This window comes from Ignavibacteriales bacterium (genome assembly GCA_015709675.1).
GTDB lineage: Bacteria > Bacteroidota > Ignavibacteria > Ignavibacteriales > Ignavibacteriaceae > H2-BAC3.
The window spans coordinates 2,811,198-2,828,644 of record CP054182.1 but is presented as its reverse complement, the minus strand read 5'-3'; the positions used below and the strand labels follow the sequence as shown (position 1 = coordinate 2,828,644).

Below are 17,447 nucleotides of genomic sequence, written 5' to 3'. Positions count from 1 at the left end.
AATCTATACCCGAAATGCTGACAAAAAATAAGGTCAAATTCATATTTGTAACCGGGGGGGTGGTCTCTTCTCTCGGAAAAGGAATTACTGCCTCATCTCTGGCACTTTTGCTAAAACAGCGCGGATTCAGGGTGACCATCCAAAAGTTTGATCCCTACATCAATATTGACCCGGGTACCATGAGCCCTTTTCAGCATGGAGAAGTTTATGTCACCGATGACGGGGCTGAGACTGACCTTGATCTCGGACACTATGAACGGTTCATAAATGATAATATGACCCGGTTGAATAACGTTACAACAGGGCAGATTTATAATCACGTAATTCAAAAAGAGAGACGGGGAGAGTATCTGGGTGCTACCGTTCAGGTCATTCCCCATATTACCGACGAGATTAAAGAGCGGATGAATCGTCTTGCCACGCTGGGGCAGTATGATATTGTGATTACTGAAATCGGCGGTACGGTCGGTGATATCGAAAGCCTCCCTTTCATTGAGGCAATGAGACAGTTTATGCTGCAGGTTGGAAGGAAAAACGCACTTGCCATACATGTGACCCTGGTACCCTTCATCGCGTCAGCAGGGGAATTAAAAACCAAACCTACACAGCATTCGGTAAAGAATCTATTAGAACTGGGTATCCAGCCCGATATACTGGTCTGTCGTTCTGAAAAGAAACTCCCTGCTGAAATACGTGCCAAGATTGGTTTATTCTGCAATATTGAGGAGCAGGCGGTTATTTCAGCCTATGACTGCACCTCAATTTATGAAGTACCATTAGTGCTTCATAAAGAAAAGCTTGACCAGATGATTATTAAACGGCTGAATCTGCTTGATAAGAAATCAAAGCTGGACGAATGGGAAAAATTTGTAGATAAAATTAAAAATCCTAAAAAATCAGTTACAATTGCCATTTGCGGCAAATATACCAACCTGGCTGATTCCTATAAATCTATAGTTGAGTCATTTGTGCATGCAGGTGCTGCCAATGATGCCAAGGTGGATCTGGTATTTCTCTCAGCTGAAGAATGTGAAAAGCCTGGATTTGAGAAGATACTTGAGGATGCTGACGGTCTGCTGGTTCCGGGCGGGTTTGGGGAAAGGGGTATTGAAGGAAAGATAAACGCTATAAAATTTGCGAGAGAGAATAATCTGCCATTCTTTGGCATCTGTTTAGGTATGCAATGTGCTATCATTGAATATGCCAGAAACGTTTGCGGGTTAAAGCATGCAAATAGTTCTGAATTCAAGAAGAATAAATACAGCGTTATTGATTTGATGCATGAACAAAAAAGTGTGAAGAATATGGGGGGCACCATGAGATTAGGCGCATATCCGGCAATTATCGAAAAGAATTCGGCTGCATTCAATGCTTACGGAAGCGAGTATATAACTGAACGACACAGACATCGTTATGAGGTTAACAATGACTTCAGAAAGCAGCTAAGTGATGCCGGAATGAAATTCTCGGGTCTCTCACCTGATAAAACTTTAGTTGAAATTGCTGAGTTGCCCGGGCATAAATGGTTTCTCGGCTGTCAGTTTCATCCTGAACTTAAATCACGGGCTACAAAACCACATCCATTATTCAGGGAATTCATCCGTGTTTCTCTGGAAAACAAGGCATCTAAGAAGCACTGATGAAAAAAATACTGTTCATAATTTCCATTCTTTTCTTTTTAAATTCCGTAAACGCGAATAATTATAATAATCAGCTGAATGAAGGAATTGAGCTTTCTTACAATTTTAAGCTTAATGAAGCTGCCAGAGTATATGATCAGCTGATAAAAGCCAGCCCGGATAATCCGCTTGCATATTACCACAAGTCGTCTCTTTTCTTCTGGAAACTGATGAGTGTGCCCGATAATGCGGATTTTGACCAGTTCCTAAAGTATTCAGATCTGGCTATTGATAAAATCAATGTAATGATGAAGAAGAATGATCCTGATAATGATCTTCTTCTTCTGGCAGGAAATACTTATACCCTCAGAACTATTGCATTTGCCAGAAAAGAAAATTACCTGGAATGCATTTGGGCAGCCCAAAAAGCCAACAGTTTTCTAGAGAAGTTAAAGAATTCCGACCCTGATGTTTACGATGCATATTTGGGATTGGGATTATTTAAAATATTTCTTTCTCAGGTACCTTCCTCCTTTAAGTGGGCTCTTGAAGTCATCGGATTTAAGGCCGACCTTAAACTGGGGCTTGAATATTTAACCTTAGCAGCAGAAAAAGCTGAAAAAAATGAGGTTGAATCAAAATTCTACTATGCCTTCATTTTGTCAGAACTTCTTCATGATTATCGTAAATCCGAGAAGGTATTAGCCAGACTATCAGCAAAATATCCCGGAAATCTTCTGTTTAGCTATTTCCTTGCCGTGAACAGCATAAAACTAAGGGATCTTGATGTTGCGGAAAAACAGCTCCAAAAGATTCAGCGAGTTAAAAACAACCCCCTGCCAAAATTGCTGGCGTTTACCCACTTTCTGATGGGGGATGTTCACTTTTACTCGGGTAATTATAGCAAAGCAATCAGGTTTTATACCGATTTCTTAGCTATTTCAAAAGAAAATGATTATAAGGGGATTGCTGCTCTTCGTCTGGGGTATTCATATGATCTTTCGGGCAACCGAAGGAAAGCTGAAGAGATTTATGCCTTAACCGGCAGCGGAAGCAGATCTATTGATGAGGATCGTTATGCTGAACGGAAAGGGAAACAACTGACCAGCCGAATCGTTTATTATGATGAAGCTTTGCTCCTTTATGGAGAATCACTTGTCATGAGAGGAAAGACAGACTCAGCTGAATCGGTTTTCAATAAGGTGATTAACGAAGGGACCGAACCTGAAATGATAGCCGAGGCGGAGTACCAATTAGCATTGCTCTACCTGAGTTCTAATGAACTAAGAAAGGTGAAAGAACTGGCAGAGAGTATCCTGAGTAAAAAGAATCTTAGCGAGGTCTGGCTGTATCCCTATAGTCTTTATCTGCTCTCGGAAATCGCTGTCAGGGAGAGGGACCAGGAGTCTTTCGCCGAGTATAAAAACAGGGTGGAGAATTACAGCAATTTTGACTTTCCCTCACGCCTGGAGGGTCTCTTCTTTTCCCTGGAATACCGGTTAAACAATAGTGTGGAAATATAGGGATTTTGGTGATTTTTATTGAAAAAAACGCATAAAATCGCTAATTTTGCAATGAAAAGTTACTTTTCTTGAAAGTTGCAGTTTTTGCCTCTGGAAAGGGAAGCAGCCTTGTTTCTTTATACGAGAAAAGTTTCATTTATGGCTCCTATTCGATAGGATGTGTCGTAAGTGATAAAGAAGTGTGTGGAGCACTTGAGTTCGCAGCCCGGAAAAATATCCCTGTAGTTAATTCATTCATACGATACCGGACTGATTCTGTATTTCTGGAACAGGTTCTTAATCTGTTTTCTGAACTCAATATTGGTCTGATTGTACTTGCCGGCTATCTGAAACTTTTTCCGGATTTTCTTCTTCAGCAGTATCCTGGGCGGGTTATTAATATTCATCCGGCACTTCTTCCTCTTTTTGGGGGAAAGGGCTTCTACGGTTCAAAAGTGCATGATGCTGTGTTTCTTTCCGGTATGAAGAAATCAGGGGCAACTGTTCATTTTGTAAATGATCAGTATGATGAAGGAAAAATTATTGCACAGGAAACCTGTGATATATCAGCTGCAAAGTCTCCTGAAGAAATTGCAAAATTAGTTTTAAATACTGAACATATTTTACTGCCAAAAATAGTTCATGCATTTGCTGAGGATAGAATTAAAATCAGTAACGGCAGAGTAACCGTAATATATTAGTGAAAATTTGAAAAAAACTGCTCTCATAAGCGTATCTGATAAAACAAATCTGATTGAATTAGCTGAAGGCCTCCGTAAACACGGTTACAGTATTATTGCGACGGGAGGGACAGCAGCATATCTTAAGGATCATCATTTCCAAGTTACTGAAATTAGTCAGCTCACCGGATTCCCTGAAGTGATGGAGGGAAGAGTAAAGACTCTTAATCCGGTAGTATTCGGCGGAATCCTCTACAAGCGTGATAATCAGGAACATCAGCAGCAATTGGTTCAAATCGGAGGTGAATCAATTGATGTAGTCTGTGTGAATTTATATCCGTTTGAGGCTGCGGCAAGAAACCCCGATTCAACTGTTGAAAAACTTATTGAAAATATTGATATCGGCGGACCATCTCTGATCAGAGCCGCCGCCAAGAACCATAAGTTTGTCACTGTACTTACCAATCCTTCGCAGTACGAAAAATTTCTTTCCTTAATTGCAGGTGATTCTCTCACAGAAGAATCACGGAGAACATTCGCTGTTGATGCATTTCTTTATACACAACAGTATGATGCGCTTATATCAGGAACCCTGAGCAAACGGTTTTTTGATCATTCCGTTTTTTCATTAAACTACACTTCCGGCACCCCGCTTCGTTACGGTGAAAATCCACATCAGTCAGCAGGTATGTATGGTGATTTTTATTCATGCATAAGAGTTCATCACGGTAAAGAACTTAGTTATAACAATATAATGGATACTATCGCGGCTGTCGGGATAACTGAAGAGTTTGACCGGCCTGTTGCCGCTATTATAAAGCATGTTAACCCTGCCGGTGTTGCTCAGGCAGAAGACCTGTTAACAGCATATACCAAAGCTCTTTCCTGTGATCCGGTATCAGCATTCGGAGGCATTGTTAGTTTTAACGGAATAGTTGATAATAAACTGGCTGAAAAACTGAATGAAATCTTCCTTGAAGTGATTATTGCGGAAGGATATACGGATGATGCGCTTATCATTCTTCAAAAGAAGAAGGACAGAAGAATACTTTCAAAAATTTCATTATTCAGCGCTTCAGAAATTGAGTTCAGATCTATACCTGGCGGATTGATATATCAGTCTGCCGACCGAGGTCTGAAACCGGAATTTAAATGCGTAACTGAAAAAACCAGCACCCCGGATATGATGGAAGAAATAGAGTTCAGCTGGAAAATTGTTAAACATATCCGCTCAAATGCAATTTTGTTTACCAGGGATAAAATGACCTTAGGAATTGGAGGAGGACAGGTTTCACGGGTTGATGCGGTCAGACTTGCAGTGATGAAGGCTAAGGACAGAGGACATGATCTTAACGGAAGTTGTGTTGCCTCTGATGCATTCTTCCCTTTTGCGGACGGTCTTGAAGAATGCGTTGCTGCGGGTGCAGGCATAATTGTTCAGCCGGGAGGTTCAGTCAGAGATGAGGAAGTTATTGCTGCAGCAAACAGACTGCAGGTTTCAATGTATTTTACAGGCCATAGGCACTTTAAACACTAAGAGGAAAAATGAGTTTTTTAGATTTTTTTGCTGCAGATATTGCCATTGATCTTGGTACTGCCAATACGCTAATCTATGTAAAGGGTAAAGGGGTGGTGCTTAATGAGCCATCAATTGTTGCCTATGATGCAAACACGAAGAGAATTCTCGCAATTGGTAAACAGGCAAAAGAGATGTTCGGAAGAGAGCACCGTGAGATAAAAGTTACCAGGCCTATGAGAGATGGTGTAATTGCTGATTTTGAAATTGCCGAGGGAATGCTGCGTGCGTTTATAAAACGTGTTGATGTTGGAATGTTCTCAAGCAGAAGGATTGTAATTGCTGTGCCCAGCGGTGTTACCGAAGTTGAAAAACGGGCGGTAAGAGACAGTGCAGAGCATGCCGGCGCAAAGGAAGTTCATCTTATTGCAGAACCAATGGCTGCTGCAATTGGTATCGGTTTGAGCGTTGAAGCTTCAGTAGGGAATATGATTATTGATATCGGAGGAGGAACCACCGAAATCGCGGTTATTGCCCTTTCAGGTATCGTTAATGAAGAATCAATCCGGATTGCAGGGGATGAGATGAATAATGCAATTCTTCATTACTTTAAGAAAAATCATAATATGCTCATTGGTGAGAAAACTGCCGAGGCGATCAAATGTCAGGTGGGATCAGCAATGCCTCTGAAGGAAGAACTTACTATTCAGGTAAAAGGCAGAGACCTCGTTAATGGTATTCCCAAAACCACTGAGATCTCTTCAGTTGAAATACGTGAAGCGCTTAATGAAAGTGTTTCACAGATAGTGGATGCGGTAAGACTTTCACTGGAAAGAACCCCTCCTGAATTATCCGCTGACATTCTTGACCAGGGCATTATGCTTTCGGGCGGAGGAGCTCTCCTTAAAGGACTTGATGAACGAATCCGTCTTGAAACCAATCTTCCCGTTCATGTCTCTGAAGATCCGCTGACCGCGGTTGTCAGGGGCGCTGGTAAAGTTATAGAAAACCTTAATAAGTATTCCCGCGTTCTTATTCGCAGCAGACGCTATTAATGAAATTTTTCCCGGCTAAATTTTTCAGAAATTTCCGGCAGTATATATTTCTCTCATTGCTGCTTACCGCGAGTCTTTTCCTTATAGCTCTGAGTGATTCGCCTCAGCTCATGAATTTCCGCACATTTACTTTCGGACTGTTTTCAGTTTCAACTGAATTTCTGAAGAATGTGATGAATACTACTTCTCTTCGCAGCGAGAACATGACTTTGAAACATAAAAATGCGGAATTGCTGGTTGAAGTAAATAAACTGCGCAAGGCAGCGCTGGAAAATGAAGAACTGAAAAGACTTCTGGGCATAAAGGATACAACTACCCTTAAATTAAAATTCAGTGAGGTTGTATACCGCGTTTTTTCTTCAACGCAGGGAACTCTGGTTATAAATTCGGGAAGAAATGACGGAATAGAACGGGGTATGCCTGTCATTGCATTCGGCGGGTTTATAGGTATTATTCATTCAGTGGATGCAAATTTCTCCGTTATCCGTACACTGAAAGATGTGAATTTTAAGGTAGTTGTTAAAGAACAGGGAAGCAGATATAACGGAATTCTCAGATGGAACGGAAGCAGTCTTAAGGTAACCAATCTTCCCAAGACTGCTGAACTCACGATTGGGGACAGAATTGTTACCTCACCTATAAGCAGTCTTATCCCTGTACCTCTGACAGTAGGAACTGTTTCGAAAATTATTAATCCCGAACAAGGTTTGCTCAGTGATATAGAGATCACACCATCTGCTCATCTTGATGTGGTTGAATATGTGTTTGTGCTGCAGATGAAATCGAAGAATAACCCATTTTATGACCCAGAAGCTGATTTAACCGGAAATGAATAAAGAGTATTATTTACATTTCCTTTTAATTCTTCCCGTTATCGTGATTCAGATATACGTATTACCTCTGTTCGAAATAGCTGGGATTGCTCCCGATCTAATCGCAATTTATGTTCTCTATGTCGTGCTGAAATCCGGCCAGATTCAGGGAATGTTTTTCGGGGGGTATGCAGGTTTAGTATTTGCACTGGTATCTTTCCAGCTTTTAGGCGGGGCTATGTTCTCGCTCTCGCTTTCGGCCTTTATTCTCGGGTATTTTTATTCAGAAATCCGGGTCGAGAGTTTCGTCAAATCTGGCCGTTTTATTTACCTGACTATATTGTTCGCTTTTATAAATAATCTTACATACAGTCTGCTCACTGCTTATGATGTCAGTTTTACACCTGCAGACCTTGCGGTTAGAATGACCTTTCTTCCTGCTGTCTATACTGCGGTTCTTGCCTCTGTAATTGCCGCTTTCTTTCCAAAGAGGTATCTTACTATATGACAACCGAGAGAATTTCTAACATAAACCGCAGCGGAATTCTGATTTCGATTATAGTATTTATTGTGCTTGTATATTCTGTCAGGCTATTTCAGCTGCAGATAGTAGAACACAAGAAGTTTGATAAGGAGTCAACAGAGAATTCTGTTAAAGCGATTGACCTAACTCCGCTGAGAGGGGTTTTTTATGATCGCAACCGGGAACTTTTGGTAGAAAATACTCCTGCTTACACCATTAGAATTACTCCGGCTTATTACGACACTGCAAATAACAGAGTTCTTGAGAAAATTGCCGGAATGGATGCAGGTTCTATAAGAACGATTCTGAAAAAAAACAGGGATTATAGTAAATTTTCACCCATTAAAGTGAAGCGTGGTGTGAGTTTTGAATCAATCGCATGGATTGAAGAGAATTCAGAGTTGTTCCATGGTGTTGATTATATAATTGAACTACAGAGAGGATATCCGGCGGGGGTGCATGGTTCTCATATTTTCGGGTATTCAAAAGAGGTTAACAAGAATCAGATCAAAATAGATCCTTATTATTCGGCAGGAGATCTGATCGGTTACAATGGAATTGAACGTAAGTATGAATCAATTATCAGAGGAGTTAAAGGTAAAACCTTTATTATTGTTGACAGCCGTGGAAGGGAAATTTCGAAATTTAAAGAGGGGTACCAGGATATCCCATCAACTAAAGGCATGGACCTTGTTTTAGGTATTGATGCTGAGATACAGAGAATTGCTGAAGAAAATCTGAAGGGTAAGGCGGGTGCTGTGGTTGCTGTTGAACCAAAGACCGGAGAGATTCTCGCGATGGCTTCAGCTCCTGATTACGATCTGAACGAATTCTCCTATGTTACGTCCAGAGATTATCTGCGTCAGCTCGCTGCTGACCCTGGCATCCCCCAGTTTAATCGTGCAACAATGTCATTGCATCCTCCTGGTTCAACATTTAAAGTTCTTTGTGCTGCGATTGCACTAGACATGGGAGTAATTGATGAGAATACCACATTGTATTGTGCAGGAGGTTTTACGTTCGGCCGGTTCTTTAAGTGCCATGGCGGTGTGCATGGAGCCATTAATGTTACCCGTGCGATTGAAAAATCATGCAATTCATTCTTTTACCAGCTGATTTTCAGAATCGGACTGGATAATCTTCATGAATACGCCAAAAGGTTTAAGACAGGAACCAAAACAGGAATAGATATTTTTGAGGAATCTGGTGGTCTTATTCCAAATACAAAATATTATGAAAGAGCATTCGGAAAGAACTGGCCGCAGGGTGTTTTGGTCAGTCTGGGAATCGGACAGGGCGAAATCTCTCTGACACCTCTTCAGCTAGCGTACTATACGGCCCTTATAGCAAACAACGGAAAATCATATTTACCTCATATTGTAAAGGGATACCTTGATGAGAATAAAAAGTTTTCCCCGAATCTCGTGGATGAGGTAAATACTGGTCTTAAAGAAAGTTCGTTTGAAATTGTGAAAAAGGGAATGTTCCTGGTTGTCAATGGAGCCGGAACAGCAACCCATGTAAGAATTCCGGGAATACATGTAGCCGGTAAAACCGGTACTGCACAAAATCCGCATGGCAAGGATCATGCATGGTTTATCGGGTTTGCCCCATTCGAAGATCCCAAAATTGCCATCTGTGTCCTTGTTGAAAATTCCGGATTTGGCGGGACTCATGCAGCACCGATTGCAAAAAAAATGTTTGAAAGTTATTTATTAAGAGATACCAAGGAGAAAAAGAATAAGGATGAAAAATCCCTTCTCGCGAAGAACTGATTCTCCTCAGGTATATTATACTGTTAACGACCGGTTTGATCTGGTAATGTTTTTATCGGTACTGATACTGCTGGCTATGGGTTTTCTTGCCATATACAGCAGTACTCAGAATACCGTAATTGAAAAAGGAAATTTCCTTAAGCAAACAATCGCAGTTGTACTTTCATTAAGTGTTTTTGCGGTTATATATAATCTTCCGACGCAAATAATAAGTAAGGCCAGTCTGCCGCTTTACATATTTTCGCTTGTGCTTCTGGTTGCGGTACTGCTTTTCGGAAGAAAAGTAGGCGGTGCAAAAGCCTGGCTCTATTTCGGAACTTTTTCATTTCAGCCTGCAGAATTCGCGAAAATGGCCACCGTAATCTTTCTGGCCAGATATTTGTCACGAAATCAAACACAGATTGATTCACTAAAGGATATTATTATTACTCTTTCGATAGGAGGAGTGCCTGTTCTTCTTATTCTCATGGAGCCGGATCTTGGAAGTTCACTGGTATTCGCAGGAATGATGATAACAATGGTTTTTTGGAAGGGAATAAGTCTTTTTGGATTATTTCTGGTTCTGAGTCCAGTTCTCGTTATGGGGGCAGCGCTGTTTGGCGGTTTCTATTTCTTTCTGGCTCTCCTTGTTGTAATTGCCGGTCTTATATATTTTAAAAGAGATTTATTTTTTTCCGGATCAATATTCGCGGTCAATATTGCAGTCGGATTTTTTGTTGATATTGTATATGAATTTCTTAGTCCTCATCAGCAAAAGAGAATAGCATCCTTTCTTGATCCGGCCTCAGATCCTCTTGGGTCCGGCTACAATTCAATTCAGGCAAAAATTGCAATTGGTTCAGGGGGACTATTTGGCAAAGGATTTTTGTCCGGCAATCAGACGCAGCTTCAGTTTATTCCGGAACAGTGGACTGATTTTATCTTTTGCGTTATTGGTGAAGAATTTGGATTTGCAGGAAGTCTGGCAATTTTGATTCTCTATATGATTTTATTCACCAGGATTCTCCGCATCGCTAATATGAGTAAATATCAGTTCCACAGTCTGATTGCTGTGGGTGTTCTTTCAATATTCTTCACTCATTTTGTGATAAATGTTGGTATGGCAATAGGTATTATTCCAGTTATTGGCATTCCGCTTCCTTTTATCAGTTATGGCGGTTCTTCATTACTTATTAATATGACGATGCTTGGAATTATTTTTAACATTTATCGTACAAGAAAGAATTATTCCTGATATGATACAGCAGCTCCGGGATGCCAATAAAAAAGGAATGCATATATGTGTCGGTCTTGATACCGACCTGACCAAGATACCTTCCCATATATTGCGTGCTGATGATCCGCTGTTCGATTTTAACAGAATTATTATTGATTCTACCAGAGATTACGCAGCTGCTTATAAAATCAATCTGGCATTCTATGAAAGCCTGGGAATCAGGGGAATTGAATCGATGCTCCGGACGATTGAATATCTTCAAAATGAGGTTTTCGTAATTGGAGATGGAAAACGGGGAGACATTGGTAATTCCTCCGATATGTATGCTAAGTCAATGTATGAAGTTTACCGGTTTGACAGTTGTACCGTTGCACCTTACATGGGGCAGGATTCAATCGAACCGTTTCTTAAGTATGAAGAAAAACTTACATACGTACTGGCCCTGACATCAAATCCGGGATCAAAAGATTTACAATTAAAAAAAACGGAGCAGGGGACCACTGTATTTGAAGAGACCGTGGAATTGTGCAGAAATCTGAATGTTAAAAATAACACTGGGCTTGTGTTTGGAGCTACCCAGAAAAAGATGCTTGAAGAAAAGATTTCTGCTTTCATGAATTTTGACCTATTGCTCCCCGGCGTTGGTGCACAGGGTGCCCGGCTGGAGGATATTATACCTGTTTTTGCTGCGAATAATTCATTCCGCTATTTAATAAATTTCAGCCGTTCACTCCTCTATTGTGATACTTCTGTGAGATTTCACGAGGCAGTCAGGAGTGAAATAAAGAAAACTGACGATTTAATACGGCAATACTTATAATAATCGGAGAAATGATGCAAAAGAATCCTGATCTCTCTAATCTCTCTGCCGCTGAGTTTCAGCCTGTATTTCCGATTGAAACTGAGTATACTGAATTGCCGGTCAATACTATGTTATCCGCTCTTGCCTGTGATATAGAAAAAGGTGAAAATGAAATTTCTATTATGGTTGTTGTCCCCCCGGAATTGCATGAGATTAATCTGATTTGCCTGGTTAATGATGTAAAATATGATTTGTATTTCAATATTTCTGAAGGCAGATATAAATTTATTGTGCCTTTATCAACAAAAGTAAGAAAGATTTCTATACTATATTATAACAGAGTAATTCGTTCAAAGGAGCAGGTGATATACCTGAAATGAATTATGCATTTACCGGAAAACATCCTCTGGGCACTTTGGGAATTTTCCTCCCTTAAAAAGATAATTAACTATAAAAATAACAGAATAGAAATTATCCATAGGGGGAAGTACACCGGGAATCATGGAGGACCTGATTATTCAGACGTCTCAGTAAAAATAAATGGAACTCTCCTTAACGGTTCAATTGAAATTGATGCGGAACAGTCCGGGTGGATTTCACATGGACACTGTTCAGATCAATCTTTTTTGCCATGCGTTTTACATATTCATGGCAGTCAATCCGGCTCTGATACTGTTTCCCTGAGTAATGAAAAGCAAATTCTTTCTTTACCAATTGATATAATCCTTTCAGAAAGTATGCAGACCGCTCTTTCTGGATTAATTTCAGAAGGAAATCTTCCTCGTGACACAACCCTGGTTTGCTCAGGGAATTTACATCGTATTACGACTGAAATTTCTAAAAAAGTTCTGTATGAACTTGCTATTCAGCGGTTTCAAAAAAAATGCAGAAGATTTAGTGATCTGTATTATAATTCTGCCCAGAATGTAAACCTGTTATATTCTCTCACTTCAGATGCAGAATATATCTGGAAATATACTATTTCCTCGATGATATTCAGGGCGATGGGTTATTCAGCCAACAGCGGTCTTATGGAAGATCTGTTTTCTCTGATTAATCCTCACTTTTTTACTGACTATTCAAAAAATCCCAATTTTCCAGAGTATCTTGAGGCTTATGTTTGGGAACTGACAGGGTTATTGCCTGAACTTTCTGAGGTTGAGGAAAGTGAGGCAATAAGTTACTTACGGAATCTGAAAGAGCGCTGGGAAGAAGTGAAACTTTATCTTAATGCATCAAGGATTTCCCGTTATCAGTGGAAGACCCGCAGTCTGAGACCAAATGCTTCGGTTTATTTAAGAATTTATACGGCGGTGAAAATTGTTGCTGTTTTATGGCAGGATGGTTTTACTGCATTATTCCATTATGAAGATACTCAAACAGATATAAAGGATTATCAGAACAGGCTGGCTGAAATAATTCGAACAGATGCAGGAAATTTCTGGTCTCAGCATTCGTCATTTACTAAGAAAACACCGGGCAGGATCCATACGTTGCCGGGTGAATCAAGAATTCAGGAAATTCTTATCAATGTTTTGTTGCCGGGACTTTATGCGTATTATTCATCAACAGACAATACCAGAATGACGGAGATTTGCAGGAATATTTATCTCGAAATGAAAATTCCCAAATACCCCGGGAGTATTGCTAGGATACTGAATGAATTACTTCACGGAGAGAAGACCGGTACCGCTGTATATTATCAGGGCGCAGTTGAACTTTCGAATGAATACTGCAGGAAGGGAAAATGTGAGGAGTGCAAAATTGGGGGACTTGTATTCTGATCAGTTGCTATTCGTCAACCGCTGAATTTCATCTCTAATCTTTGCAGCCCGCTCATAATCTTCAGTTTCAAGTGCTTCTCTCAGTTTAGATTGCAGCGCAGCCAGTTTAGATTCTTTTCCCTTAGGTACTTCCGGCTCGTTTTCCTCCATTGCTTCGGGATTAAATTCGCCGGTATCTTCGGTTTCAGAAGATGAAATAAAACCTGCGGCTTCAAGAACCTGCTCAGCTACATATATAGGAGCACCCGTACGTAAAGCGATCGCGATCGCATCACTTGGTCTGGCATCCACCTCATTAGTCAGAGAAGAAACTTCAAGTATTATCTTTGAGTAAAAAGTATTGTCTCTTAACTCACTTATTTCAACCTCCATTACTGTACCTCCAAGATTCTCAATCAGATTCTTAATGAGATCGTGGGTAAGAGGCCGGGGAGGATGGATACCTTCAAGTTCAAGCGCAATGGCCTGTGCTTCAAAGTGACCGATAATAATAGGAAGTCTTCTGTTACCGAAGACTTCCTTCAGAACTAATGCATAAGCGCCGCTTGATGTGGGGTTGGAAGAGAGCGCCAGAATTTCACATTCGATCTTACTCAAAACTATCCTTTAAGCTTATTTACTTCTTCCGTAAAAATTGGGAGAAGTTCAAGAGCATCTCCGGTGATACCATAATCAGCCGCCTGGAAGATCGGAGCGTCTTTATCCTTATTGATAGCAACGATATACTTAGAAGTTGACATTCCGGCCAGATGCTGAATTGCACCGGAAATTCCAACTGCTACATACAAAGAAGGGGAGACTGTCTTTCCTGTCTGACCGACCTGCTCTCTATGAGGTCTCCAGCCGGCATCAACGACTGCTCTTGATGCTCCGACCGCTCCGCCTAAGGCCTCAGCGAGGGATTCAATCAAATGAAAGTTTTCAGGACCCTTAAGCCCACGGCCGCCTGAAACGATTATTCCCGCTTCGGAGACATCCAGTTTACCCTCAGCTTTTTTGATTTCCACTGTTTTTACGGAAACATCAGGATTGTTTACTGTAATCTCACTTACCTTGGCTTCTGAATTTCCCGAACCAAGTCTTACCGGGAATACATTTGGACGAAGTGTTATTACTTTATCTGAGGTATTTATCGATAAATCTTCAAGTGCTTTTCCGGCATAAACTGGTCTGGTGAATACAAAATTGTCACCGTCAAGCTTCATTTCAACCAGATCCATTGCGAGGCCGCAGTACAGAGTGGCGGCAAGCCGGGGAGCCAGGTCCTTACCTTGGGCAGTATTACTGAAGAAATAAACGGCTGCGTCTGCTCCTGATTTGAGTGCGGCCAGTTCATTTTTAAACGATTTAGGCGTATAATTATTGAATTCAGGACTCTTGAACAGGTGAATAGCATCCGGATAGAGTCCGTCAAGAACGCTAAAATCGGGATTAACATCACAAAATACGGCTGCATGAATTTCGTTAAAATAACTGCCTTTAAACATAAGTGCAGCAGATAATGCCTCAATTGAGGATTTTTTAATTTTAGACTCTCTGACTTCTAAAAATACAATTGCTTTTTTCATTGATGACTCCTATATAACCTTCGCTTCTTCGCGTAATAATTTGACTAACTCTTTGATTGCTGCAGCATCTGAACCAAGAATTCTGCCTGGATTCTTTGGTGCAGGAAGGCGCAATCCAAGAGAGGTTGACTTAGGAGTGCTGTTTGAAACCGCTTTTTCTGTAATTACTTTCTTCTTTGCAGCCATGATACCTTTTAAGGAAGCATAACGGGGCTCATTAATACCTTTCTGAGCCGTAATAACAGCCGGCATCGAGGTTTTCACAACTTCTCTACCGCCCTCGACTTCTCTTTCAGCCTGTATAGCATTATTATCAATAGTCAAAGCAACTACGTTGCTAACACAATTAAAACCTAAAAATTCGGAAATCAGCTGTCCGGCGGCAGAATTGTCAAAATCAATTGATTGCTTACCGGTGAATACAACTTCACATCCAAGACTTTTTATCTCATCTGCAAGCAGTCTGGCAACTGTCACAGAATCAAAATCCTGGTCTGTTTTAAGTAGGATTCCTTCATCTGCCCCCATCGCTAATGCCTTTTTGAGGGATTCTTTGTGTGCTTCTCCCCCCAGTCCGATAACATACACTGTTCCGGAAGTTTTCTCTTTTAATTTAAGACCTTCCTCAATAGCGTATTCATCATAAGGGTTAACAATAAAGGTGACACCGTTAGTGTCGATTTTTTTACCATCCGGACCAACTTTTATTTTGGTTGCAGTATCCGGAACATGGTTAACGCAAACAGCGATTTTCATTAATTCTCCGCTAAAAACTAGATAATTTAAGTGCACAAATATACCTCAGGAGAAAGAAACTTGACAGGTTTTTTACGAAAAGTCCCTGCGGGTTCTTATTTTTCGACCAGTTAAAAGCAGAATTATGGGCAATACACAACAAACTCCTGAACCGGAAATAATTGAGTCTGAACTGACAGAAACTGAATTACCGTATAAGGTGGTTCTGTTCAATGACGACTGGCACACTTTTGATGAGGTGATTAACCAAATTATAAAAGCCGTCCAGTGTTCAGTGCAGCAGGCACGCAAGTACACATTTGAAGTCCATCTTAAGGGAAAAGCAATTGTTTACTACGGTGATATGGCTTCATGTCTCAAAGTTTCATCGGTTTTGGAAGAAATTGCACTCCACACTCAAATTCTTGGCTAAATGATTTGACTTATTTTAAAGTAAATACTATATTTGGAGTCTGTTTTTAGGGCAGGTAGCTCAGTCGGTAGAGCAAAGGACTGAAAATCCTTGTGTCGGGGGTTCAATTCCCTCTCTGCCCACAGAAGGCACTCTTAACCGGGTGCCTTTTTTATTTTAAAATATTTCAGGATCATCAGAGGTGCCATTTCTCACCTTGTGAATTTTTATATTTCCTATTTATTATTTCTGAATTATGAAACAATCCATTATTCTCTACAGCAGCATTGAGGGACTCCAACTGCACCGCAGGGGAAAGGTCCGGGATGTGTATCATGCAGGTGAATATTATCTGATTGTGAGCACTGACCGGCTTTCTGCTTTTGATGTTGTAATGAATCAGGGCATCCCATTTAAGGGAAAGATTCTGAATACAATGGCGGTTTTCTGGTTTTCCATGATAAAGGATATAATTCCAAACCATTTGATTACCGCAAATGTTGATGAGATTGATTATATCCCTCAGAATCAGAAAGATGATTACCGGGGCAGGGTAATGCTCGTCCAAAAGGCAGAAGTTGTACCTGTGGAGTGTATAGTGAGAGGTTATCTTGCCGGGACCGGCTGGAATGATTACAGAAAAACAGGAGAGATTTGCGGAAATACACTTCCGGAAGGATTGATTGAATCTTCAAAATTGCCATTCCCGATATTTACTCCATCAACAAAAGCTGAAATTGGCGAGCATGATGAAAATATCAGTATTGGGGAAGCTGAGCAGCGATTCGGGACTCAACTGATTGATGTGCTGAATAAAAAATCATTAGAAATATACAAAAGAGCATCAGACTATGCATTAAGCCGGGGGATAATAATAGCAGATACAAAATTTGAATTTGGATATAATGAAAACGGGGATCTTATCCTCATTGATGAAGTTCTTACACCGGATTCGTCTCGGTTCTGGCTTGAAAAAGACTATCAGCCGGGTAAAATGCAGACAAATTTTGATAAACAATATGTGCGTGATTTTCTGCTCTCGATTAATTTTAACAAACAACCGCCTGCACCGGATTTACCTGAGGAAGTAATTCAGAAAACATCACACCTCTATAAGGAAGCATTTAAACTTCTTACGGGAAACTCCATTGAAGGCTGAGCCCGTTAAAATCCGCCTCTCAGGGGGTAAAGAGCTGATAATTGAGTGGAATGACAGTCAGGTATCCAGAATACCACTACAGGAACTCCGCAAAAAATGTCCGTGTGCTACCTGTGTCGCAGAAAAGGCAGGACAGTCTTCCAAATATATACCTCTTTACATGCGGGATCAGATTATGGTTAAAGAGCTTAAAGCAGTCGGATCGTATGCACTCAACGTCATCTGGCAGGATGGACACAGCACAGGAATATACGAATACAGTAATCTGCGTTCAATGAATCTGGAATAA

At 40.6% G+C, this 17,447-nt stretch carries 18 protein-coding genes and 1 tRNA gene; 16 read left to right on the top strand and 3 right to left on the bottom strand.

What is annotated here, in order from left to right:
• Window positions 1-14: 14 nt before the first annotated feature.
• The 12 genes from HRU80_10855 (at window position 15) to HRU80_10800 (ending at window position 13,284) form a co-directional block, all read left to right on the top strand.
• Window positions 15-1,640: a CTP synthase gene (locus tag HRU80_10855; GenBank protein QOJ29353.1), complete on the top strand. Its 1,626-nt coding sequence runs from the start codon at window positions 15-17 to the stop codon at window positions 1,638-1,640.
• Window positions 1,640-3,142: a DUF3808 domain-containing protein gene (locus HRU80_10850; protein QOJ29352.1), complete on the top strand. Its 1,503-nt coding sequence runs from the start codon at window positions 1,640-1,642 to the stop codon at window positions 3,140-3,142. Before HRU80_10855 ends, HRU80_10850 begins: the two co-directional genes overlap by 1 nt.
• Window positions 3,143-3,210: 68 nt before the next feature.
• Window positions 3,211-3,822, top strand: coding sequence for a phosphoribosylglycinamide formyltransferase (locus HRU80_10845; protein ID QOJ29351.1), 612 nt, complete (start codon window positions 3,211-3,213; stop codon window positions 3,820-3,822).
• Window positions 3,823-3,829: 7 nt separating this feature from the next.
• Complete coding sequence (gene purH, locus HRU80_10840; GenBank protein ID QOJ29350.1) at window positions 3,830-5,338, top strand: bifunctional phosphoribosylaminoimidazolecarboxamide formyltransferase/IMP cyclohydrolase; 1,509 nt, start codon at window positions 3,830-3,832, stop codon at window positions 5,336-5,338.
• A gap of 8 nt (window positions 5,339-5,346) precedes the next feature.
• Window positions 5,347-6,372, top strand: a complete 1,026-nt coding sequence (locus HRU80_10835) for a rod shape-determining protein (GenBank protein ID QOJ29349.1) — start codon at window positions 5,347-5,349, stop codon at window positions 6,370-6,372.
• A complete protein-coding gene (gene mreC / locus HRU80_10830) occupies window positions 6,372-7,208 on the top strand; it encodes a rod shape-determining protein MreC (protein QOJ29348.1) in 837 nt (278 codons plus the stop codon). The genes HRU80_10835 and mreC overlap by 1 nt, the downstream gene beginning before the upstream one ends.
• Entirely contained in the window at window positions 7,201-7,692 is a 492-nt protein-coding gene (mreD, locus tag HRU80_10825; protein QOJ29347.1) for a rod shape-determining protein MreD, read from the top strand. Before mreC ends, mreD begins: the two co-directional genes overlap by 8 nt.
• The gene (gene mrdA, locus HRU80_10820) at window positions 7,689-9,482 is read left to right on the top strand and encodes a penicillin-binding protein 2 (protein QOJ29346.1); all 1,794 of its coding nucleotides are present in this window, start codon (window positions 7,689-7,691) and stop codon (window positions 9,480-9,482) included. The genes mreD and mrdA overlap by 4 nt, the downstream gene beginning before the upstream one ends.
• The gene (gene rodA, locus HRU80_10815; protein ID QOJ29345.1) at window positions 9,454-10,716 is read left to right on the top strand and encodes a rod shape-determining protein RodA; all 1,263 of its coding nucleotides are present in this window, start codon (window positions 9,454-9,456) and stop codon (window positions 10,714-10,716) included. The genes mrdA and rodA overlap by 29 nt, the downstream gene beginning before the upstream one ends.
• 1 nt (window position 10,717) lies before the next feature.
• Window positions 10,718-11,518: an orotidine-5'-phosphate decarboxylase gene (gene pyrF / locus HRU80_10810; protein ID QOJ29344.1), complete on the top strand. Its 801-nt coding sequence runs from the start codon at window positions 10,718-10,720 to the stop codon at window positions 11,516-11,518.
• Window positions 11,519-11,529: 11 nt separating this feature from the next.
• On the top strand, window positions 11,530-11,880 hold the full coding sequence (locus tag HRU80_10805) for a hypothetical protein (protein QOJ29343.1): 351 nt from the start codon (window positions 11,530-11,532) through the stop codon (window positions 11,878-11,880).
• Window positions 11,881-11,883: 3 nt separating this feature from the next.
• Window positions 11,884-13,284: a DUF2851 family protein gene (locus HRU80_10800; protein ID QOJ29342.1), complete on the top strand. Its 1,401-nt coding sequence runs from the start codon at window positions 11,884-11,886 to the stop codon at window positions 13,282-13,284.
• On the opposite strand, the gene HRU80_10795 is transcribed toward HRU80_10800, so the two are convergent.
• The 3 genes from HRU80_10795 to HRU80_10785 are packed head-to-tail and all read right to left on the bottom strand — an operon-like array spanning window position 13,285 to window position 15,608.
• Window positions 13,285-13,881, bottom strand: coding sequence for a bifunctional nuclease family protein (locus HRU80_10795; protein ID QOJ29341.1), 597 nt, complete (start codon window positions 13,879-13,881; stop codon window positions 13,285-13,287).
• A gap of 2 nt (window positions 13,882-13,883) precedes the next feature.
• Window positions 13,884-14,852 (bottom strand): electron transfer flavoprotein subunit alpha/FixB family protein, encoded by a 969-nt coding sequence (locus HRU80_10790; GenBank protein QOJ29340.1) that lies wholly within the window; start codon window positions 14,850-14,852, stop codon window positions 13,884-13,886.
• A gap of 9 nt (window positions 14,853-14,861) precedes the next feature.
• Window positions 14,862-15,608, bottom strand: coding sequence for an electron transfer flavoprotein subunit beta/FixA family protein (locus HRU80_10785; GenBank protein ID QOJ29339.1), 747 nt, complete (start codon window positions 15,606-15,608; stop codon window positions 14,862-14,864).
• Window positions 15,609-15,732: 124 nt separating this feature from the next.
• Between HRU80_10785 and HRU80_10780 the strand changes: the two genes are divergently transcribed.
• From HRU80_10780 to HRU80_10765, 4 genes are all read left to right on the top strand, one after another.
• Entirely contained in the window at window positions 15,733-16,020 is a 288-nt protein-coding gene (locus HRU80_10780) for an ATP-dependent Clp protease adaptor ClpS (GenBank protein QOJ29338.1), read from the top strand.
• Between the two features lie 49 nt (window positions 16,021-16,069).
• Window positions 16,070-16,142 (top strand) — tRNA-Phe (locus HRU80_10775).
• Between the two features lie 113 nt (window positions 16,143-16,255).
• Complete coding sequence (locus HRU80_10770; GenBank protein ID QOJ29337.1) at window positions 16,256-17,158, top strand: phosphoribosylaminoimidazolesuccinocarboxamide synthase; 903 nt, start codon at window positions 16,256-16,258, stop codon at window positions 17,156-17,158.
• Window positions 17,112-17,447, top strand: a complete 336-nt coding sequence (locus tag HRU80_10765; protein QOJ30523.1) for a DUF971 domain-containing protein — start codon at window positions 17,112-17,114, stop codon at window positions 17,445-17,447. The genes HRU80_10770 and HRU80_10765 overlap by 47 nt, the downstream gene beginning before the upstream one ends.

Excerpts from the sequence above, each read along its gene's own strand:
- HRU80_10855 (QOJ29353.1), top strand. The coding sequence starts at position 15 with ATGCTGACAAAAAATAAGGTCAAATTCATATTTGTAACCGGGGGGGTG.
- HRU80_10850 (QOJ29352.1), top strand. The coding sequence starts at position 1,640 with ATGAAAAAAATACTGTTCATAATTTCCATTCTTTTCTTTTTAAATTCC.
- HRU80_10835 (QOJ29349.1), top strand. The coding sequence starts at position 5,347 with ATGAGTTTTTTAGATTTTTTTGCTGCAGATATTGCCATTGATCTTGGT.
- mreC (QOJ29348.1), top strand. The coding sequence starts at position 6,372 with ATGAAATTTTTCCCGGCTAAATTTTTCAGAAATTTCCGGCAGTATATA.
- mreD (QOJ29347.1), top strand. The coding sequence starts at position 7,201 with ATGAATAAAGAGTATTATTTACATTTCCTTTTAATTCTTCCCGTTATC.
- mrdA (QOJ29346.1), top strand. The coding sequence starts at position 7,689 with ATGACAACCGAGAGAATTTCTAACATAAACCGCAGCGGAATTCTGATT.
- rodA (QOJ29345.1), top strand. The coding sequence starts at position 9,454 with ATGAAAAATCCCTTCTCGCGAAGAACTGATTCTCCTCAGGTATATTAT.
- pyrF (QOJ29344.1), top strand. The coding sequence starts at position 10,718 with ATGATACAGCAGCTCCGGGATGCCAATAAAAAAGGAATGCATATATGT.
- HRU80_10805 (QOJ29343.1), top strand. The coding sequence starts at position 11,530 with ATGATGCAAAAGAATCCTGATCTCTCTAATCTCTCTGCCGCTGAGTTT.
- HRU80_10800 (QOJ29342.1), top strand. The coding sequence starts at position 11,884 with ATGCATTTACCGGAAAACATCCTCTGGGCACTTTGGGAATTTTCCTCC.
- HRU80_10790 (QOJ29340.1), bottom strand. The coding sequence starts at position 14,852 with ATGAAAAAAGCAATTGTATTTTTAGAAGTCAGAGAGTCTAAAATTAAA.
- HRU80_10785 (QOJ29339.1), bottom strand. The coding sequence starts at position 15,608 with ATGAAAATCGCTGTTTGCGTTAACCATGTTCCGGATACTGCAACCAAA.
- HRU80_10780 (QOJ29338.1), top strand. The coding sequence starts at position 15,733 with ATGGGCAATACACAACAAACTCCTGAACCGGAAATAATTGAGTCTGAA.
- HRU80_10770 (QOJ29337.1), top strand. The coding sequence starts at position 16,256 with ATGAAACAATCCATTATTCTCTACAGCAGCATTGAGGGACTCCAACTG.